Below are 380 nucleotides of genomic sequence, written 5' to 3'. Positions count from 1 at the left end.
CCCTCCCCGCGGCACAAGCGGCACCAGTTGTCCAGCGAGGCCATGTTCGCGACCCCGAACCCCCTCATCGCCTCCGGCTTGGCCATGCCGTCCCCGACGACCGCCCTCGCCGCGGCCAGCCTGGCCTCGAAACCGTACTTCCCCGGCGTCTCGCCCATGCCCAGCAACGACTCCCTCCCGACGGCCCGGTACCGCCGCCGCCATCTTCTCACGGCCTTGGCCGGAACACCCAGGACCCTCGCCACGGACACATACCCACGCCCCTGGGCGAACAAGTCCGCGGCGCGCTCCCGCACCCCGCGGCCATACCCCGCCCGCAACCCACCAGACACAGGAAACCTCCCATCCCACGAACCACCTACTCCCCAATCCAAGAAACG

At 70.3% G+C, this 380-nt stretch carries 1 protein-coding gene; it reads right to left on the bottom strand.

The features are described from left to right. A partial coding sequence (locus H7U32_RS12540) for a helix-turn-helix domain-containing protein (protein ID WP_204469963.1) occupies positions 1-296 on the bottom strand: 296 nt, incomplete at its 3' end. Positions 297-380: the final 84 nt, after the last annotated feature.

This window comes from Bifidobacterium pullorum subsp. saeculare, from assembly GCF_016899725.1.
Classification (GTDB): Bacteria; Actinomycetota; Actinomycetes; order Actinomycetales; family Bifidobacteriaceae; genus Bifidobacterium; species Bifidobacterium pullorum_C.
Note: the sequence above shows the minus strand (reverse complement) of the source record. Positions and strands in the feature narration are given on the sequence as shown.